The sequence below is a fragment of the Frankia sp. CcWB3 genome (assembly GCF_977927595.1).
This window is the reverse complement of the sequence record NZ_CDWRCK010000085.1, coordinates 1-15,331: the sequence shown is the minus strand read 5'-3', so window position 1 is coordinate 15,331 and position 15,331 is coordinate 1. Positions and strand designations below refer to the sequence as shown.

General features: G+C 71.4%; 11 protein-coding genes and 2 pseudogenes. 3 read left to right on the top strand and 10 right to left on the bottom strand.

Annotated elements, in window-relative coordinates; genetic code table 11:
* Positions 1-397: 397 nt before the first annotated feature.
* The 6 genes from ACY5KJ_RS08995 to ACY5KJ_RS08970 all read right to left on the bottom strand — a co-directional run bounded on the left by ACY5KJ_RS08995 (position 398) and on the right by ACY5KJ_RS08970 (position 7,379).
* Positions 398-1,807: an acyl-CoA carboxylase subunit beta gene (locus ACY5KJ_RS08995; RefSeq protein ID WP_462186201.1), complete on the bottom strand. Its 1,410-nt coding sequence runs from the start codon at positions 1,805-1,807 to the stop codon at positions 398-400.
* 193 nt (positions 1,808-2,000) lie between these two features.
* Entirely contained in the window at positions 2,001-3,227 is a 1,227-nt protein-coding gene (gene fabF, locus ACY5KJ_RS08990; protein WP_462186200.1) for a beta-ketoacyl-ACP synthase II, read from the bottom strand.
* The gene (locus ACY5KJ_RS08985; protein WP_011437861.1) at positions 3,224-3,472 is read right to left on the bottom strand and encodes an acyl carrier protein; all 249 of its coding nucleotides are present in this window, start codon (positions 3,470-3,472) and stop codon (positions 3,224-3,226) included. The genes fabF and ACY5KJ_RS08985 overlap by 4 nt, the downstream gene beginning before the upstream one ends.
* Positions 3,473-3,648: 176 nt before the next feature.
* A complete protein-coding gene (locus ACY5KJ_RS08980) occupies positions 3,649-4,596 on the bottom strand; it encodes a beta-ketoacyl-ACP synthase 3 (RefSeq protein WP_462186198.1) in 948 nt (315 codons plus the stop codon).
* A complete protein-coding gene (locus ACY5KJ_RS08975; protein ID WP_462203166.1) occupies positions 4,593-5,615 on the bottom strand; it encodes an ACP S-malonyltransferase in 1,023 nt (340 codons plus the stop codon). The genes ACY5KJ_RS08980 and ACY5KJ_RS08975 overlap by 4 nt, the downstream gene beginning before the upstream one ends.
* A gap of 216 nt (positions 5,616-5,831) precedes the next feature.
* Complete coding sequence (locus ACY5KJ_RS08970) at positions 5,832-7,379, bottom strand: PucR family transcriptional regulator (RefSeq protein WP_462203165.1); 1,548 nt, start codon at positions 7,377-7,379, stop codon at positions 5,832-5,834.
* A 206-nt stretch (positions 7,380-7,585) separates the two neighbouring features.
* Here ACY5KJ_RS08970 and ACY5KJ_RS08965 point away from each other — a divergent pair, with 206 nt between their 5' ends.
* Positions 7,586-7,810, top strand: coding sequence for an RNA-binding S4 domain-containing protein (locus ACY5KJ_RS08965; protein ID WP_011437857.1), 225 nt, complete (start codon positions 7,586-7,588; stop codon positions 7,808-7,810).
* A 32-nt stretch (positions 7,811-7,842) separates the two neighbouring features.
* On the opposite strand, the gene ACY5KJ_RS08960 is transcribed toward ACY5KJ_RS08965, so the two are convergent.
* The 3 genes and pseudogenes from ACY5KJ_RS08960 to ACY5KJ_RS08950 form a co-directional block, all read right to left on the bottom strand.
* Entirely contained in the window at positions 7,843-8,370 is a 528-nt protein-coding gene (locus ACY5KJ_RS08960; protein WP_462186196.1) for a lytic transglycosylase domain-containing protein, read from the bottom strand.
* An 85-nt stretch (positions 8,371-8,455) separates the two neighbouring features.
* Positions 8,456-9,211 (bottom strand): annotated as a pseudogene (locus ACY5KJ_RS08955) (tyrosine-protein phosphatase).
* A gap of 67 nt (positions 9,212-9,278) precedes the next feature.
* Positions 9,279-10,043: a NeuD/PglB/VioB family sugar acetyltransferase gene (locus ACY5KJ_RS08950; protein WP_462203164.1), complete on the bottom strand. Its 765-nt coding sequence runs from the start codon at positions 10,041-10,043 to the stop codon at positions 9,279-9,281.
* A 160-nt stretch (positions 10,044-10,203) separates the two neighbouring features.
* Between ACY5KJ_RS08950 and ACY5KJ_RS08945 the strand changes: the two are divergent.
* Positions 10,204-11,191 (top strand): annotated as a pseudogene (locus ACY5KJ_RS08945) (NAD-dependent epimerase/dehydratase family protein).
* A 196-nt stretch (positions 11,192-11,387) separates the two neighbouring features.
* Here ACY5KJ_RS08945 and ACY5KJ_RS08940 read toward each other — a convergent pair.
* Complete coding sequence (locus ACY5KJ_RS08940; protein ID WP_462203163.1) at positions 11,388-13,337, bottom strand: polysaccharide biosynthesis protein; 1,950 nt, start codon at positions 13,335-13,337, stop codon at positions 11,388-11,390.
* A 117-nt stretch (positions 13,338-13,454) separates the two neighbouring features.
* Between ACY5KJ_RS08940 and ACY5KJ_RS08935 the strand changes: the two genes are divergently transcribed.
* Complete coding sequence (locus ACY5KJ_RS08935) at positions 13,455-15,239, top strand: tyrosine-protein kinase domain-containing protein (protein ID WP_462186192.1); 1,785 nt, start codon at positions 13,455-13,457, stop codon at positions 15,237-15,239.
* Positions 15,240-15,331 lie beyond the last annotated feature (92 nt).

Sequence of the window (15,331 nt, the reverse complement as noted above, 5' to 3'; positions counted from 1 at the left end):
GCAGCAACGGCTCCAGCACAGCCCACTGCTCGTTCGTCAGGTCACCCCGCACCACACAACGGATCATGCAATCCGAAAATCACCATCAGATCCACGGCCAGCCTCGGGACATACTTCCCAAACATGCCCTAGTAACAGAGTGGCTCTGCTAGCCAGGAGTGGCCCTGGCGATACGGGCGGGGTGTCGGTTGGAGTTCACCGCATCGCGGCCCGCTATGCGAAGCGCCGGCTGCGACCCGAGGTCCGCGGGTCGCAGCCGGCGCGTGGCGGGCGGCTGCCATGGTCGCCGCCCGGTTACCGGGATCTTGTGTTATCGGGATCTTGTGTTATCGGGGATCCGGTGTTATCGGGGATCTTGTGCTGCCGGAATCCCAGTACTAACGGGGGGATCCGGATGTTACAGGGGGATGTTGCCGTGCACGTTCTTGTCGGTGCGGGAACGGGTCAGTGCGTCGGCGAGGGCGGAGGCAACCGCGCCCCGGGTGGCGGCGGGGGTGACGACCGCGTCGACGACGCCGAGTTCCACGGCGCGGTCGATGCCACCGACGGTGCGGATGTGCTCCTCGGTCAGCTCCGCCAGGACGCTGGGGCGGCGCTGGGCCGGGACCTCGGCGAGCTTGCGGCGGTGCAGAATGCCGACGGCGGCCTCGGCGCCCATGACGGCGACCTGGGCGGTCGGCCAGGCGTACACGGCGGTCGCGCCCAGGCTGCTGGCGTTCATTGCGATGTACGCGCCGCCGTACGCCTTGCGGGTCACGACGGTGACGCGCGGCACGGTGCATTCGGAGAAGGCGTAGAGCAGCTTCGCTCCCCGCCGGACCACGCCTTCCCATTCCTGGCCCACCCCCGGCAGGTAACCGGGCACGTCGACGAGCACGACCAGCGGAACACCGAAGGAGTCGCACATCCGGACGAACCGGGAGGCCTTCTCAGCCGAGGTCGCGTCAAGGCATCCACCACGGCGCAGCGGGTTGTTCGCGACCACCCCGACGGTACGCCCGCCGAGGCGCCCCAGCACCGTCACGATGTTCGGCGCCCACCTCGGGTGCAGCTCGACGGCCTCGTCCTCGTCGTCGAGCACCGCCTTCACGAGCGGACGCACGTCGTAGGCCCGCCGGGGATTGTCGGGCAGCAGTTCCCCGAGCTCGCGTCCGGCGGCGGGGCCGATGTCGCGCTGATCGGCCAGCAGCACCGCGACCGCCCGGGTCCGCTCGACGGCCTCGTCCTCGGAGTCGCAGGTCACGTGCACGACGCCGCTGCGCCTGGAGTGCACGTCCGGCCCACCCAGGCTGTCGGCGGTGCATTCCTCACCGGTCACCGAACGCACCACGTCCGGGCCGGTGACGAACACCTTCGCCCCCGGGCCCATGATGACGATGTCGGTCAGGGCCGGCCCGTAGGCGGCCCCACCGGCGGCGGCCCCGAGCACGAGCGAGAGCTGCGGGATCCGGCCGGAGGCCCGCACCGTGGCGGCGAAGATCCGGCCGACTCCGTCAAGCGAGGCGACACCCTCCTGAAGCCGGGCGCCTCCCGAGTGCCAGATCCCAACGACCGGGCAGTTCATCCGGACGGCGGACTCGATGGCATGAACGATGCGGGCACAGCCGTCGCGCCCCATTGCGCCACCCTGTACCGTCGGGTCGGTCGCGAAGGCGACGATTTCGTTCCCGTCGATAAGCCCTTGCCCGGCAACGACTCCGGACGTGTCGCCGACCGCGAATAGCGACAGGGTGTCTGGATCGAAAAACCGGGCGAGCCGAGCCTGAGGCGTGCGGGGGTCGACTCGGTCGATCGTGGACAGACTCACCGTGCGTCTCCTTGCCTGAGCGGCGTCGGACTGCTTCGCAGGAGGTCGATACGCGACCACCTGTGGTATGCGCCGGCTTCCGCTGAGCACTCGGTCCGGCGATCATGACGCTCGCCGGAACGGCGGGCGGTGTCGCGGCGGTGGTGGGGTGGCCGGCGCCGCGGCGGGTGACATCGGGTGGTGGTGCGGCTGGTCAGGCGGTGAAGGCCAGGCAGATGTCGTGACCGCCGAACCCGAACGAGTTCGACAGCGCGGCGCCCGGGCCGATTGTCCGGTTGTCGATCCGCACGACGTCGAGCGCGATCTCGTCGTCGAGAGCATCGAGGTTGCGCGTCGCGGGAACCAGGCGTTCCCGCAGCGCCAAGACGCTGAACACGGCCTCGACCGCGCCGGCGGCACCGAGCAGGTGCCCGGTGGTCGACTTGGTCGACGTCACCGCGATCTCGTCGGTGTGGTCGCCGAAGGCGCTGCGCAACGCCAGCGCCTCCGCCGCGTCACCGGCGGGGGTGGACGTGGCGTGGGCGTTGACGTGGACGATGTCACGGGGTTCCAACGAGCCGGACCGCAGCGCCGCCCGGATCGCCCGGGCCGCGCCGGCACCGGTCGGCTCCGGCGCGGCGATGTGGTAGGCGTCCGAGCTGATGCCGGCGCCGGCCAGGGTGCCGTGAACCCGGGCACCGCGGGCGGCCGCGTGCTCGGCCGACTCGAGGATGAGGATCGCCGCGCCCTCGCCGAGCACGAAGCCGTCCCGTGCCTTGTCGAACGGACGGGAGGCGGCCTCGGGTGCGTCGTTGCGGCGGGACAGCGCCTGCATCTGCGCGAAGCCGGCCATGGTCAGCGCCGAGATCGCCGCCTCGCTACCGCCGGCGATCACGACGTCGGCGCGCCCGGCCCGGATGATGTCCAGCGCCAGCGCGATGGCCTCCGACCCGGAGGCGCACGCGCTGACTGGGGCGTGCACCCCCGCCTTCGCGCCGAACGCCAGGCCCACGGTGCTGGCCGGGCCGTTCGGCATGAGCATCGGCACCAGGTGCGGGGACACCCGCCGGGGGCCCTTCTCCCGGATCACGTCATGCTGGTGGAGCAGGGTGAGCACGCCCCCGATCCCCGAGGCCACACACGCGGCGAGGCGCTCCTGGTCGACCGCGGGTGAGCCCGCGTCAGCCCACGCCTCACGCGCGGCGGTCAGAGCCAGCTGCTGGCTGCGGTCGAGGGTACGAGCCTCGACCCGACCCAGCGGCGGCTCCACCGCCAGCGGCGCGGCGATCTGGACCGGGAGCTGCTCGACCCAGTCCTCGGTGAGACGCCGGACGCCGGAGCGGCCCGAGAGCAGACCCTCCCACGTCGAGGCGACATCGCCACCGAGGGGAGTGGTAGCCCCGAGGCCGGTGACGACGACCTGCCTGGGGGTCGTGGTCACGCCGCGACACCTGCCCGCTGAATGTAGGAAACCGCGTCACCGACGGTCTTGAGGGTCTTCACGTCGTCGTCCGGGATCTTCACCCCGAACTTCTCCTCCGCGGCGACGACCACCTCGACCATGGACAGCGAGTCCACGTCCAAGTCGTCGATGAAGGTCTTGTCGGCCGTCACGTCGGCCGGGTCGACACCGGCGACCTCTTCGAGGATGACGGCGAGACCGGCGAGGATGTCAGCTTGGGACATGATTGTTCCTCCTGATGGGACGTTGTCGGTCGGTGGCGGGTGGTGCGCGGGGCTGCCGCGTACCAGCGCGGAAGCGCGGGCGCCTGGATCAGGGGCGCGGTCGGGCTGGTGGTCATCGGACGCCTCGCCGCAGTGCGGTGCGGGACGGTCGCGGCGTCGAGGGTTGGTCGAGGTTGTCAGGGGCAGCGTACGAGCTGCCCGCAGTAGGTCAGGCCGGCACCGAAGCCGAACAGCAGCACCGGGTCTCCCCGGCGGATCTCGCCGCTTTCCAGCAACCGGCTGAGTCCCAGCGGAATGCTTGCGGCGGAGGTGTTGCCGGCGTCGACCACATCGCGGGCAACGGCGGCGTTCGTGGCGCCGATACCCGTCACCAACGCTTCGACGACCCGCAGGTTAGCCTGGTGCGGAACGATACCCGCGAGGTCCTCGGGTGCCACGCCGGCCTGCTCGCAGATCTGGCGGAGGACCGGGACCAGGGAGATCGCCCAGCGGAACACCGCCTGGCCCTCCATGCGGAAGACGTTGTCGCCGTAGCCGGGGACCTGGATTGTCTCGGGCCGGGACCCGTCGTGCCCCCAGACCGCGGGGCCGATCTCGTTCGTCTCCGCCGGGCCGACCACGGCTGCTCCGGCACCGTCGGCGAGCAGGATGCAGGTGCTGCGATCGTCCCAGTCGGTGTAGTCCGACAGCCTTTCGGTGGCCACCACGAGCACGTTGCGCAGGGTGCCGGCGCGCACCATGCCGGCGGCCGTCGACACCGCGTAGCTGAAACCGGCGCAGGCGCCGTTGATGTCGAACGCCCCGGCCTGGCCGGCCCCGATGCGATGGGCGATCTGCGGACCGGCACCCGGGATCTGGGAGGGAGAGGTGCAGGTCGCCCCGATCACCAGATCGATCGAGTCGGCGGTGAGGCCGGCGGCGGCGAGCGCCTTCTCCGCGGCCGCGGCGCCCATCGCGACGATGGTCTCCTCGTCGTCGGCGATGCGCCGGCTGGCGATGCCGGTACGGGCCTGGATCCAGGCGTCGGAGGTATCGACCCGCTGGGCGATCTCGTCGTTGGTCACCACCCGGGCCGGGCGGTAAACGCCGAGGCCGAGCATGCGGGCACTGGTCAGCTCGGTCATGCCTGCGCTCCCACCAGGGCGTCGTCCGTCGTCGAGCCCGGTGGAGTTCCGGGGGCCGGGCCCGCCGGGCTCGCGCTCAGGAGCTGGTCGCCGAGGTACTCGGCGACCAGCTCGCGGGCCGCGGGCAGGTCGTCGGGGCTCTTCACCGCGTGGATCGTGACACCGGGCAGTTCCCGGCGGGCGAGCCCGGCGAGAGCACCGGCGGGGGGGAGTTCGACGACCGCACCGACCCCGAGATCGCGCAGCGTCGCGAGACACAGGTCCCACCGGACCGGCGCCGCGACCTGGGCCACCAGCCGGCTGATCAGCTCGGCCGGGTCGGTGACGATCGCCCCGTCGGCGTTGGACAGCGCGGCGGCCCGCGGCACCCCGGGCCGGATGCCGCCCGCGACCGCGGCCAGCGCGTCGCGCGCGGAGGACATGTGCCGGGTGTGAAAAGCGCCGGCGACGGACAGGGGACGCAGCCGGACACCCGCGGGCGGCTCCGCGGCGAGCCGGGCGAGGTCGCGGGCGGTGCCGGCGGCGACGATCTGCCCGGCACCGTTGCGGTTGGCGGCGGTCAGGCCGAGTTCGCTCAACCGGGCGGTCACCGCCTCGGGATCACCGCCGAGCAGCGCCGTCATGCCGGTCTCGACCCGGGCGGATGCCTCGGCCATCGCGCGTCCCCGCAGGGCCACCAGGACGAGGGCCTCCTCGGCGGTGAGGGTACCGGTGAGGGCCGCAGCGGTGATCTCGCCGACGCTGTGACCGGCCAGCACCAGGGTGTCCGATCCGACCGGGGAGGTGACCGGCAGCCCGAGCTGTTCGGTCGCGACCAGCCCGCTCGCGACGATCAACGGCTGGGCGATCGCCGTATCCCGGATTGTCTCGGCGGGCGCTTCGCACCCGGCTTCGAGCAGGTCGATCCCGGCTGCGGCGGACCACCAGCGCAGCCGTTCCTCCGCCCCCTCGAGACCGCGCCAGGCGCGGAGCTGTCCGGGGGTCTGTGCACCCTGGCCGGGCGCGAGGATCGCGAGCACCTGTTCACCTAACCCTTCACGAGGACTGGTTGTCGCTGGCGGCTACTCACCGATGTGTCGACCGGCTGTTGTAGGTGTCCTACAAACCGATCTGTTTGGATCGGACGTTACTGCGCGACGCTGACATCGGCCTGGAATGGCATGACGGACCTGCAAAGTAGTTCGATGTGACCATTCTCGCGCGGGGGTGAGAGGGGTGTGGGAGGACTTGAACGATCATGTTTTTCCTGTAGGTAACACACCGTCGAGGCGTCCCAGAACGAGCGCAATATGCAGGATGAAGCGTTCGCGGTGGTCCGCCGGATCCAGCCCGCACACCTCGGCGGCCTTACGGAGTCGGTAACGGACCGTGTTGGTGTGGAGATACAGCGCCCGGGCCGTCGCCTCCAGCGACGAGCCGAAGTCGAGATAGGCCCCGGCGGTCTCCAGTAGCGGGGTACCGGCGTCGCGCAGCGGGACGTACACCTCGTCGATGAGCGCCCGCCGGGCGTCAACGTTCCCCGCGAGGGCGAGTTCCGGGAGCAGGGCGCGGGCCATGACCGGCCGGGGCGCGGCCGGCCAGGCGGCGACCACGTCCGTGGCGGCGAGGGCGACCCGCGCCGCGTGCGGTGCCCCGGTCAGGTCACCGACCACCGGGCCGATCACCACCGGGCCCGGCCCGCAGGCGGGAAGCAGCGCCCGGGCCGCGTCGAGGACGGTGTTCACCGGCGCGGTGCCGCCGGCCGGGCGGGTACCCGCGGTGGGGGGAGGTTCGACGCTGTTCTCCGGCTGGAGGGTCATCTCGGGACGGCCGATGCCGTCCCTGCCGGCAGTGAAATTCCCGCCGACCACCATCACCAGGCGATCATGGTGGACCCCGGCGAGAACCTCCAGTTGGGCCATGCGGGCGAGCCGGTGCGCCTCGTCGACCACCACCTCCGGCGAGTTGCTCCCGGCCGTGCCGACGATGACGGTGACGGACGGCGGGTTACGCCAGCCCACCGCGGCCGCCCGTGACGGCAGTGCCCGGTCGACCTCGCCCCGGACCACGTGGTCGACGACCAGCGCCTCCAGCCGGGCATCCCAGGCACCGCGTTCCTCGGCGGCGCGGGCGTAGACGACCGCGCCGGCGAACGCGATGTCACGGGAGTAGCGCAGGACATCGGCGAGCAGCCGTTGCTCGTGCTCCGGGCCGGCCAGGTTCGGCACCTCGGCCTCGATCGCCTCCACCGCGACCCGGACCAGATCGACGAGCCGGCGGAAGGTCACGGCGCGGACGAGTTCCCGCGGGGCGACCCGGAAGACGTCCTCGGACAGATCCCGGGCGTGTTCGGGCCGCCGGCACCACTCCACGAACGACGAGATGCCGGCCTGCACCACGAGCTGAATTCCGGCGCGGTGACTGGCCGACATGGCTGGGAACCAGGGCAGCGCCTCCGCCATCCGGGCCGCCGCCCGGGAGGCGAGCATCCCGCTCGACCGTTCCACCCGGCGGATCACCTCGCTGGTGCTTTCTCCGCCGGGTGTGCTCCCGGTCGATGTGGGTCGGGCTTGGTCGCCGTCGGGTCTGGGGCTGGCCCCGCCGGCCGACCACGGATTGCCCAGATCAGGGATACGCGGCTCCGGGTAGTCGACGGATTGCTCCGGCACCGGCTCGGTTTCGGGGCTCGGCTCGGTCTCGGATGCCGGTGTGGGGACGGGGGGTGCCCCCGGTTCAAGGCGGGCTGTCCCGGTCGCTGCGTCCGAGGAGGAATCCGAGGAGGAGGCTGCCACGCCCGTCAGCATGCCTCAGCCGTCCCGCACCCCTGTGTATTGCGGGTCCCGGCACGTCGCTGGTCTCGGCGCATTGCCGGTCCCGGCAGGTGGCTCCGACGGGTGGTTCGGGATACCCCGGTCGGTCGGGCCTGGTCCCGGGCGTGGAATTCACCGAACGGGGGATGGTGCCGAGGCGGGAAGGCCACAGGAGCGGGAGTGGGGCGGGAGCGGAGGCGATGCGGGATGCTGCGGGTATGCGCGAGGTGAGCATTCGTGGAGACGGGATACGGCTGGGGCAGTTCCTCAAGCTCGCGGATGTGGTCGAGGCCGGGTCCGAGGTGAAGGAGCTGCTCGCGGGCGGGATGGTGCGGGTCAACGGGGAGGTCGAGACCCGGCGGGGCCGGCAGCTCGCGCCGGGGGACGAGGTTGCCGTGGCCGGCGAGGCACTCCGGGTCCTATGAGCCATCGCCACGACTCTGCCGGTCACCGGGCGTCAGAGCCGGTCGGAGTAGGTGTCCGCCCAGCCGTGGACCTTCGCCACGTAGGCCCTGGTCTCCTGGAAGTCGGGGATGCCCCCGGCGGTTCGCACGGCGCTCGGGCCGGCGTTGTAGGCGGCCAGGATCAGCGAGACCCGGTCGCCGGGTAGATACCCGACCTCCTGGGCGAGCCGGGCCTCGTAGAAGGCCGCGGACGGGATGGCGTCGAGCGGGTCGAGTGGGTCGGTGATCCCGTCGTGGTTGCCGTCGATCCCGAATTCGGCCCAGGTGGTGGGGAGGAACTGCATGATGCCCCGGGCGCCGGCGCGCGAGACCGCCTGCGCGTCGAACTTGCTCTCCACCCGGGCCTGCGCCGCGAGCTGCGCGGCGGTCAGGACACCGTAGGTCGCCGCCGCGGACCGGAAGACCGGGACCAGGTCGTCGGGCACGTCGAGGTGGGGGTACCGCAGTACGCCACAGCCGCTCATCAGGGTGATGACGATGAACGCGGCCAGGGTAGAACGTGCGGGCGCCCCATTGATCATCCGCACATTGTCCGTCTCCGGGATCGGGGGTGTCCCGTTGCCCACGTCGTCATGCCACGTCCCGAGGGTCTTCGTCCACGCGAAGCTATCCAACCAGGGCCGTGCGCAGTGACCGCAGGTCGGTCTCGGTGAGACCGGTGTGCCGAGCCCAGGCCGCGGGACCGCCTCAACCGGTGTCGACACCGGCCAGAAAGCCCCGCATGACCTCGGGCCGGCAGGCCAGCTGGCCCGAGGTGAGCGAGGTCACCGAGTGGTTATAGGACGGTCGGTCGGCCAGGCGGGCGTTGACCCGGTCGATGCGCTCGTTCGTCTGGACGTAGTCGGCGATGATCGCCTCGGGGTGCACGCCGACGAGACTGAGGAGCAGGGCAGCGAGCATGCCGGTACGGTCCTTTCCCGCCGCGCAGTGGAACAGGGCCGGGCCCGCCGCCGGCTGGGCCAGCAGGTGCAGCGCCCTGGCCACCGAGTCCCCGGCCAGGCGCAGGTAGTCCAGGTAGTGCTCGATTCGGTCGGCTGAGTCGCGGTCCTTGACGATGGCAGGGTAGCGCGGGTCGTCCGGCATCACCCATTCACCGGGGAGAAAGGACAGGTTGTGGTAAGCGACCGGTTCGTAGGCGAGCGGCCCGCGGCCCTCCCGCTCCGCCTCCTCCTTGGCCCGTAGGTCGATGACCATGCGTAGCCCGAATGTCTCCCGCAGCGTGAGCACGTCATCGCCCGTCAGGGCCTGGACGGAGTCGGTGCGCAGGAACACCCCCCATCGGGTGGTTGCACCGTCCAGGGTAGGCAGCCCACCCAGATCTCGCGCGTTATCGCAACCCGACATGTTGAACCATCGCTCCACACGCTGATCGTAGAGCCCGAGGTGGTGCCGCCGGGCCCGTTGGGCGCAGTCGGGTCAGGGGTGCGGATCAGCCACACGGTGGGGCGTCCCGCTGACTGGGCGGAGGGCTGGCGAGCCTCGCCGTCGTGTGTGCCCCACCTGACTCGGGTTGCGGCTGCTCGGGTGCGGCGTGCTCGGGTGCGATGTGGATCGGCCGGGCGGGCACCCCGGCGACGACCTGCGCGGCCCGGATGTCGTCGGTGACGACGGACCCGGCTCCCACAACCGCTCCGTCGCCGATGCTGCGCAGGCCGACGATGCTCGCCTGCGCGCCGATCCACGCCCGCGCGCCGACGGCCACCGCACCGGAGAGCCGGGCCCCCGGCGCGACCGTGACATAGTCGCCCAGGCGGCAGTCGTGCGCCACGCTGGCGCCGATGTTCACCACTACGTGCCGACCGGTTTCGACGTTGGTGGTGATGCTGGCGAGAGCACAGACGACGGTACCCGGCCCGAGCTTCACGTCACCTCCGACGCTGGCCCGGGGGTGGACGAGGGTCGCCGGTCGCCGGCCGCGGGCGCTGGCGTACCGGTCGACGCGGGACCGGGTGGCCGCGTCGGCGAAGCCGATCAGGTAGTCGGCGTCGAGCCGATCGAGCAGGTCGAGTCCACCGAGGAGCGCGGCTCCGCGCCGGGCGAGTGGATCCGGGTCCACGCGGTCGTCATCGACGAAGCCGAGGACGTCGTAGCGGGGACCCTCGGTGGCCGCGTTGACCGCCTCCACCAGATCGAGCAGTTCCCGGCCGTGCCCTCCCGCGCCCACGATGACCAGCGAGCGCAGGTGAGCGGGCACGCGGCGACCGTAGCCCCCGATCTAGACGAGTTCAATCTGACACTCAGAGTAGTCGATTGGACCTTCTGGATGGCGTGGTGTCGCTCTTCGTGAAGAGATAGCCGGCGCAGGCGACCGATCATACTACTATTCGTATCATCATTATCTCGAAGGGTGATGAATGGTGAAGGTAGTCGTGACGGGTGGGGCCGGCTTCATCGGGGCCCACCTGACCAGAGCGCTCCTCGCGGCGGGCGCGGAGGTCGTCGTGATCGACGATCTGAGCACCGGGGCGCTGTCGAAGCTCGCCGGGCTGCCGGCCGAGCTCGTCGTCGGCAGCGTGACCGACCGGACGCTGGTCGAACAGGCGTGCACCGGAGCGTCGAGCATCGTGCACCTGGCTGCCCGGCCGTCGGTCGAACGGTCGTTGCTCGACCCGATGGCCACCCACGCGGTGAACGCGACCGGCACCCTGACGGTGCTCGGCGTCGCCCACCGGGCCGAGACGCACGTCGTCGTCGTGTCCTCCTCATCGGTCTATGGTGATCAATCGGCCGCTGGTGCTCAGCCGGCGGCCGGTGTTCAACCGGCGGCCGATGACCGGTCGGCCGCCGATGGCGCGGGCCCGCTGCCGCGGTCGGCGGGCACCCCGTGCCTTCCGCGCAGTCCCTTCGCGGCCTCGAAGCTCGCCGCCGAGGGATATGCGCTGTCCTACCAGGCCAGTTTCGGTCTGCCGGTGCTCACGGTCAGACCGTTCGACGTGTTCGGCCCGTACCAGTCCGCCGGGCACACGTACGCGGCCGTGGTGCCGACCTTTATCGAGGCTGCGTTGGCCGGCCGGCCGGCCGCTGACGGTGCACGGGGACGGCCGGCAGACGCGCGATTTCATCCCTGTCGAGCTGGTCACCGGGATGCTGTGCGATGCGGTGCGCCGCCGGCTGACCCATCCACACCCGGTCGACATCGGGTCCGGGACCCGTACCGACCTGCTCACCCTGATCGTCCGGCTGGAGGGGATCCTCGGCCGGCGGCTGGTCGTCGAGCACGCCGCACCCCGGCCCGGGGAGATCCGGGACTCCCAGGCGGACACGACGACGATGCGTTCGCTGTTCCCGGACGCGCCCGGGGCGGATCTCACCACCGCGTTGACGGCAACCGTGGCCTGGTAGGCCGACCGGCTGGGGGCGGACCGGGCACCGGCCCCAGCCGTCCTCCCGTGACGGCTGGGGCCCGTGCACCGGCGAGTGCGGCCCCCGTGCGAGGCGGCCGTGACGGCACGCCGTGACGGCACGCCGTGATGTGGATCGCTGTAACGATCCGCTTGCCATCGTCGGCATTCACGACTTTTTGACCTTCCCGAACGGGTTACCGGGCCGGGTGCGGTCGACGGTTGGACGCCGTGGGCTGGATGGGAATCCGCCCGGTCACGTCCGCGCCGGCCGGGACCTCGTCCGCCGCGGCGTCCGTGCCGGCGAGGGCCGCGAGTTCGGCCAGCACCTCTTCCGGCGGGGCCCAGGGATCGAGGGCGAGGGCATGGGTCGGGTCCAGGGCGGGCACGCCCACGTGCGAGATCAGCGGGTGGTGCGGTCGATGGTCGTCCTCGCCTGCGCCGAGGAGCTCCTCATGGAGCTTCTCGCCGCGGCCGAGCCCGGTGTAGACGATCTCGATCGGCCGGTTCTCCCGAGCCACGAGCCGGGCGGCCACGTCCGCGATGCGCACCGGCTCGCCCATGTCGAGCACGAGGGCCTCGCCGGGTGATCCCAGCGCCCCAGCCTGCAGGACCAGCTGCACCGCCTCGTGGATGGTCATGAAGTACCGGGTGACCTCGGGGTGGGTGACGGTGATCGGCCCGCCGGCGGCCAGCTGGCCGGCGAAGACGGTCAGGACGGAGCCGTTGCTGCCCAGGACGTTGCCGAACCGGACGCTGACCAGCGTTCCGCGGGCCCGGCGGGCGAGGCACGCGGTGAGCCGCTCGGTGATCCGCTTCGAGTAGCCGAGGGCGCTCGTCGGGTTCGCCGCCTTGTCCGTGGAGATGTTGACCAGCCGGTCGACGCCGCAGGCCACGGCCGTCTCCAGGATCGTCAGGGTGCCCCAGACGTTGGTCTTCACCGACTCGCCGGGGAAGCGTTCGAGCAACGGGAGGTGTTTGAGCGCGGCGGCGTGGAAGACGACCTCGGGCCGGCGCTCCGTGAACAGCGTGGTCATCAGGTCGATGTCGCGGATGTCGCCCAGCACGATGGCGTCGTCGTCGAGCATCGCCCGGCCGGAGATCGACAGCTGCACCGCGCGCAGTGCCGACTCGTCCCGGTCCAGCATGATCAGTTCGGCCGGCCCGTAGCCGGAGATCTGCCGGCACAGCTCCGAGCCGATCGATCCGCCCGCCCCCGTCACGAGCACCCGTCGGCCCGCGAGGTAGCTCGCGGCGGCGGACATGTCGGTGCGGATCTGCCGCCGGCCGAGGAGGTCGGCGAGGTCGAGGTCGCGGATGTCCCCGACGCCGACCCGCCCGTCGATCAGGTCCGCGACGCGGGGAAGCACCTTCACGGTCAGCCCGGCGCCCTCGGCGATTGCGCTGATCTCCCGCAGCAGTGTGCCGTCGGCGCTGGGGATCGCCACGAGCAGGGTCCTGGCCCCGGTCGACTCGGCGACGGCGCCGATCCGCTCCCGGCCACCACGTACCCGGACCCCGAGCAGCTGGAGGTTGTGCGTGCTCGGGTCGTCGTCGAGCAGCGCGACCGGGTAGTAGGGACTGTCCCGGGTGCGCAGCATGGCCGCCAGTACCCGTTCGGCCCCGTCACCGGCGCCGAACACGAGGAGCGGTTCGGCGTGGTCCCTGTTCGGCCGGCGGAGGTGTTCCTCGGTCAGCCGCCAGAGGTAGCGGATGCCGAACATCACGACCAGGGCCACCGCGCCGCCCAGCGGCGGCACGCTCAGCGGGACGGGTCTTGGGGAGCCGAACACGGCGATGACGACGACCACGCTGACGACCGTGAGCAGGACCGACACGAGCAGGCCGAGGACCTCCTCGAAGCCGCCGAAGCGGTAGCGCCCCAGGTAGAGGTGCAGGGCGGTGCCCAGGAAGTGGAGCACGCAGACGGCGAGCGTGCAGATGACCCAGAAGCCGAGATCGCTCAGCGCGCCGAGAGTGAAGTCCAAGCGGCCGATCTGGGCCGAGATGAGGCCCAGGACCAGCGCCGCGCTGTCCAGAGTGATCTGCAGGCCAACCCGCTGGCGGAGGTTGAGCCGGGAGGCGCGCCGTGCGATGTGTGCTGTCCACCGACCATGACTCACTCTGTCTACTCTACATCTCCACATGAGGCCATAGAGTAAGCATGGCTAAGAGTAAAAGAACGACTACCCATCGAGTATGTTGAGTCGGTCTTCGATGACGGTGAGTGGTCGGGACCGAGGTCCCGGGAGGGTGGTCGACGGGTGGAGCTGCGCGACTACGTCCGTGTTCTGCGCCGAAGCTGGATGATCATGATTGCCGGCATGGTCCTCGGCGGGCTGCTGGCCGCTACGGCGACCTGGCGAACGACGAAAGAGTACGCCGCCTCGGTGACGATGGTCGTCTCCTCGTCGGACAACGGTGCCGGAGCCGTCTCGGCCTACCAGGGAGGCCTGTTCTCCCAGCAACGCGTCAAGTCCTACGCCAACCTGGTGGCCAGCGAGCGGGTGGCGACGGCCGTGATCGCACGCCTGCACCTGCACGCGACTCCGGAGGCCCTGCGGGCCCAGATCAGCGCGCACGCCGTCCCGGACACCGTGCTGCTCCAGGCCGTCGTGCGCGATCCCGACCCGAGACGAGCCATGATCATCGCAGATGCTGTCGGTGAGGCGTTCTCCACCACCATTGCGGAGATCGAGACGCCGTCGGTCGACGAACCGCCCTCCGTGCGGGTGACTGTCTGGGAACACGCGAAGCTGCCCGTCTCGCCCGTCTCGCCCCAGCCGATCCGCGACCTCGCGCTCGGAGTGCTGCTCGGGCTGATCGTCGGCATCGCCGCCGCGGTCGTCCGGTACCGCCTCGACACGAGCGTGTCCAGTGAGGACGACGCCCGTGAGACGACCGAGCTGCCCAACCTCGCCGTCATCGGCTACGACGGTGCCGCCGCCCGGCATCCCCTCATTGTCAACACCGGGCCCCGCTCGGCCCGGGCGGAGGCGTTCCGCCAGCTGCGGACCAACCTGCAGTTCATCGAGGTGGACACCGGACCTCGATCGATCCTGGTGAGCAGTGCGGTCTCCGGTGAGGGCAAGACCACCGTGGCCTGCAACCTCGCGATCACCCTGGCGCAGGGCGGTGCGCGGGTCTGCCTGATCGAGGGGGACCTGCGACGGCCGTCGTTCGGCGAGTACCTCGGGGTCGAGTCCGCCGCCGGGCTCACCTCGGTCCTCATCGGCGCCGCGGACCTCGACGACGTCCTGCAGCCCTGGGGGGAGGGCCGGGTCGGGGAGGGGCGCGTAGAGGTCCTCGCCAGCGGCCCCATCCCGCCGAATCCCAGCGAGCTGCTCGGCTCCAAGGGCATGGCCGAACTCATCAACCTGCTGTCCGCCCGCTTCGACATCATCCTGGTCGACGCCCCGCCCCTGCTACCGGTGACCGACGCGGCCGTGCTCGCCACCCGGGTCGAGGGGGTTCTGCTGGTGATGCGGGCCGGTCGGACCCGCCGCGAGCACCTCCGGCGGGCCGTCGAGGCGCTGCGGGCGGTCGACGCCCGGATGATCGGCACCGTGCTGAACATGGTGCCGGTCAAGGGACCCGACGCCTACGACTACGGCCCGCGCGACGGTTACGCGCCACGCGGCCGGCACGCCAGGACCTCCTCGCCCCGAACCCTGGAGATCCCGGCGCCCGATTCCGGAGTCCGGCCCGCCTGGCCGGTCATCTCGCCTCCGTCACCGGCGCTGCCGCCACCGGCTCCGGCTTCTCCTGCTCCGGCCGCGACGCCGGTTCCCGCCACCACGGAGCGTCTCGGGATAGTCGACGGTGGCGACGAGCCGAGCTCGGCGCGGGACCCGCTGCCCGACGGCGCCACGACCGGCCCGAGCGCCACGACCGGCCCGAGCGGCGGACCGCACGTCAGGGTGCCGGCGGCACGCGGATCGGCCGAGGAGATCATCTCCGTCGGCGGAAGGACACCGCGCGGTACGGACCCGGCTGGCGGGACGACGCCGGATGACGACGGCGCGACCCGGCCGCCGTTCTCCCCATGACGGGTTCGCCACCGGGGGAGAGCACCGGGTCCGCTCCGGGCCCGGATCCGGTGGGCCTAGATCCGGTTCCGGACCTGGACCGGGTTCCGGAC

Excerpts from the sequence above, each read along its gene's own strand:
- ACY5KJ_RS08985 (WP_011437861.1), bottom strand. The coding sequence starts at position 3,472 with ATGTCCCAAGCTGACATCCTCGCCGGTCTCGCCGTCATCCTCGAAGAG.
- ACY5KJ_RS08980 (WP_462186198.1), bottom strand. The coding sequence starts at position 4,596 with ATGACCGAGCTGACCAGTGCCCGCATGCTCGGCCTCGGCGTTTACCGC.
- ACY5KJ_RS08970 (WP_462203165.1), bottom strand. The coding sequence starts at position 7,379 with ATGCTGACGGGCGTGGCAGCCTCCTCCTCGGATTCCTCCTCGGACGCA.
- ACY5KJ_RS08965 (WP_011437857.1), top strand. The coding sequence starts at position 7,586 with ATGCGGGATGCTGCGGGTATGCGCGAGGTGAGCATTCGTGGAGACGGG.
- ACY5KJ_RS08960 (WP_462186196.1), bottom strand. The coding sequence starts at position 8,370 with ATGATCAATGGGGCGCCCGCACGTTCTACCCTGGCCGCGTTCATCGTC.
- ACY5KJ_RS08940 (WP_462203163.1), bottom strand. The coding sequence starts at position 13,337 with ATGTGGAGATGTAGAGTAGACAGAGTGAGTCATGGTCGGTGGACAGCA.